The organism is Bradyrhizobium vignae, assembly GCF_004114425.1.
Classification (GTDB): Bacteria; Pseudomonadota; Alphaproteobacteria; order Rhizobiales; family Xanthobacteraceae; genus Bradyrhizobium; species Bradyrhizobium vignae.
In genome coordinates this window covers 1-2,541 of record NZ_RDQF01000132.1, presented here as the reverse complement: position 1 = coordinate 2,541, position 2,541 = coordinate 1, and the positions used below count along the sequence as shown (strand labels likewise).

At 62.1% G+C, this 2,541-nt stretch carries 3 protein-coding genes; 2 read left to right on the top strand and 1 reads right to left on the bottom strand.

Annotation, left to right across the window (positions count from 1 at the left end; all coding sequences use genetic code 11):
* Positions 1–344 (top strand): IS66 family insertion sequence element accessory protein TnpB (gene tnpB, locus EAV90_RS39035; RefSeq protein WP_164937307.1); only part of this gene is annotated, 344 nt, incomplete at its 5' end.
* Between the two features lie 54 nt (positions 345–398).
* Positions 399–2,027 (top strand): IS66 family transposase, encoded by a 1,629-nt coding sequence (gene tnpC, locus EAV90_RS39030; RefSeq protein ID WP_164937306.1) that lies wholly within the window; start codon positions 399–401, stop codon positions 2,025–2,027.
* Here tnpC and EAV90_RS39025 read toward each other — a convergent pair whose 3' ends face one another.
* Positions 2,028–2,465 (bottom strand): hypothetical protein, encoded by a 438-nt coding sequence (locus EAV90_RS39025; RefSeq protein ID WP_061882017.1) that lies wholly within the window; start codon positions 2,463–2,465, stop codon positions 2,028–2,030. It lies immediately after the preceding gene.
* Positions 2,466–2,541: the final 76 nt, after the last annotated feature.

Below are 2,541 nucleotides of genomic sequence, written 5' to 3'. Positions count from 1 at the left end.
GGCTTCGATCTGGGTTGTCGATCTGGATTGCGACGCAGCCGGTCGATTTCCGCCGCGGCATGGACTCATTGGCGATGCTGGTGAGCGAGGCCTTTGGAGCCGATCCGTTCGACGGCGGACTTTATGTCTTCCGCTCCAAGCGCCGAGATCGCGTGAAGATCCTGACCTGGGATGGGAGCGGCCTTGTCCTTTACTACAAAAGAATCGAGGGACAGTTCACCTGGCCGCCGATCAAGGGAGGCGTCATGCCGCTATCTCATGCTCAGCTCTCGGTGCTGCTCGATGGCTCGGACTGGAAGCGTCTGCCGATGCGAGTTGTGGATCAGCCACTACGAGCTGGTTGATCCTTATTAAGAGTCGTTCGTCACTCATGCGGAGTTGTTGTAGAATCACTCTGCATGAGTGATTTGCCTTTCGATCCAGCATTGCTCCGTCAAACCGTGATAGTGCTATCGTCACGGCTTGCGGCGTTGTCGGCGGAATGCAGCTCGCTTTCGGCCGAGCGTGATGCGGCAATCGCCCAACGCGACGCTGCGATCCAGGAGAACGACAAGCTCCTGATGATCCTGTCCCAGTACAAGCGCACGATCTTCGGTCCCCGCTCCGAGACACTGGATCTCGGACAGCTGTCTCTCTTCACCATCACGGCACAGGCGGTTCGTGCCGCCGCCAACGACGACGTGACCGGAGGCAGGCTGCCCGACGGAGCGGAGGACCGTGGAAAGCGACCGGCGCGACGCAACCGTGGGAAGCTTCCGGAGCATTTGCCGCGCATCGATGTCGTGATCGATATGGAGAGCCAGATCTGCCCCTGCTGCGGCGAGCAGCTGCACAAGATCGGGGAGACCGTCAAGGAAGCCTTCGACGTCATTCCGATGCAGTACCGGGTCAAGCGCATTGTGCGCCCGCGGTACGGCTGCCGGGGATGCCGCCAGGGTGTCCTGCAGGCACCCGCGCCGGCCCAGGCGATCGACGGTGGGATGGTGACGGAAGCGTTGCTGGCCCACATCGCGGTGATGAAATACGGGTACCAGCTGCCGCTGTATCGCCAGGAACAGATGTTTGCCGCCCAAGGCATCACGCTCGACCGGCAAACGCTGGCCTCGTGGATGGGCCGCGCCGCCTGGTGGCTGAAGCCGCTTCACACGTTGTTGCGCGACACAGTGATGTCCTACCCGCGGCTGTTTGCCGACGAGACGCCGCTGCCGGTTCTCGATCCCGGCCGTGGCCGGACCAAAGTCTGCCAGTTCTGGGCGATCGCCACCGATGACCGTCCGTGGGGTGGCCCGGCGCCGCCGGCGGTGGTCTACATGTTTGCCGAGGATCGCAAGGCGATCCGCGCCAAGCAGCTGTTCGGGGACTACCACGGCATCCTGCAGGTCGACGGCTATGCCGCCTACAAGGGCCTGATCAAGAACGGCGGCCATCTGGTGCAGCTCGCGTTCTGCTTTGCGCATGCGCGGCGGAAGTTCTGGGACGTTCACGTCGCGACGAAGTCGCCGATTGCCGCGGAAGCGCTGCAACGGATCGCGATGTTCTACGCCATTGAGGATCGCATCCGCGGTCTGCCAGCGGCGCATCGGGCTGCGGTGCGGCAAACCAACACCAAGCCGCTGATCGAGGACTTCAAACCCTGGCTCGAAGCGCGACTGCTGGAAGTCTCGAAGAAGTCCGGTCTGGGCAAAGCCATCCGCTACACCCTCAACCATTGGGACGGCCTGACGCGCTTCATCGATGACGGACGCATCGAAATAGACAGCAATACGGTCGAGCGCAGCATCAAGCCGATAGGCCTGGGAAAGAAGAACTACTTGTTCGCCGGCAATGAAGGCGGCGCCGAGACATGGGCCATTCTCGCCTCGCTCATCAACTCGGCAAAGCTGCAAGACATCGACCCGCGGCACTATCTGACCGATGTTCTCGAGCGCATCGTCTCTGGACGCACCAAGATCAATCAGCTGAACACGCTGCTGCCGTGGAATTGGAAGGCCGAACGCGACGGTTCGGAGGCAAAGCTCGCCGCTTGATCAGTTCGACGGCAAGGCGTCAGGAACTTCCTGCGCATCGCTGGCGTCGTCGTAGATCTCTTCGCGGATCACGCGCAGCGTCACCTCGTGCAGATACACTTGCAGCGCACCCTCCAGCTCGGTGAACTCCGGCAGCAGGACTCGATCGACGAAGCCTCGTGATGCACGGACCATCACCGTGTTGCGTCGCTGCCGGTGATAACGAAACGGCCGCAGCCCATATCGGCGGCAAAGCGCCAGAAAAAGATGCCGAGACCATTGGTCGGGAAGTGAGAATTGCTGTTCGATCGGTGGATCGTGGCGAGCGAGTTCCTCGACCCTAGCTCGCACCCGCTGCAGCGCGGCTTCCGCCGCAAGGCGCTCACCAGCAGTTCCGGCACCTGCGAACAAGGCCTCGATCTTCCGAAGCTTCTCGCGCAGCTGCGACTCGCTGGTCATTCTGATCTCGTTACCCGCTCCGAACCAGGGTCACCCCATCACCGCGCGCCGGCGGCGTCAATCATCCCGACCGCGC

Bases quoted from the DNA above. Each gene is read 5' to 3' on its own strand.
- EAV90_RS39025 (WP_061882017.1), bottom strand. From the start codon at position 2,465: ATGACCAGCGAGTCGCAGCTGCGCGAGAAGCTTCGGAAGATCGAGGCC.
- tnpC (WP_164937306.1), top strand. From the start codon at position 399: ATGAGTGATTTGCCTTTCGATCCAGCATTGCTCCGTCAAACCGTGATA.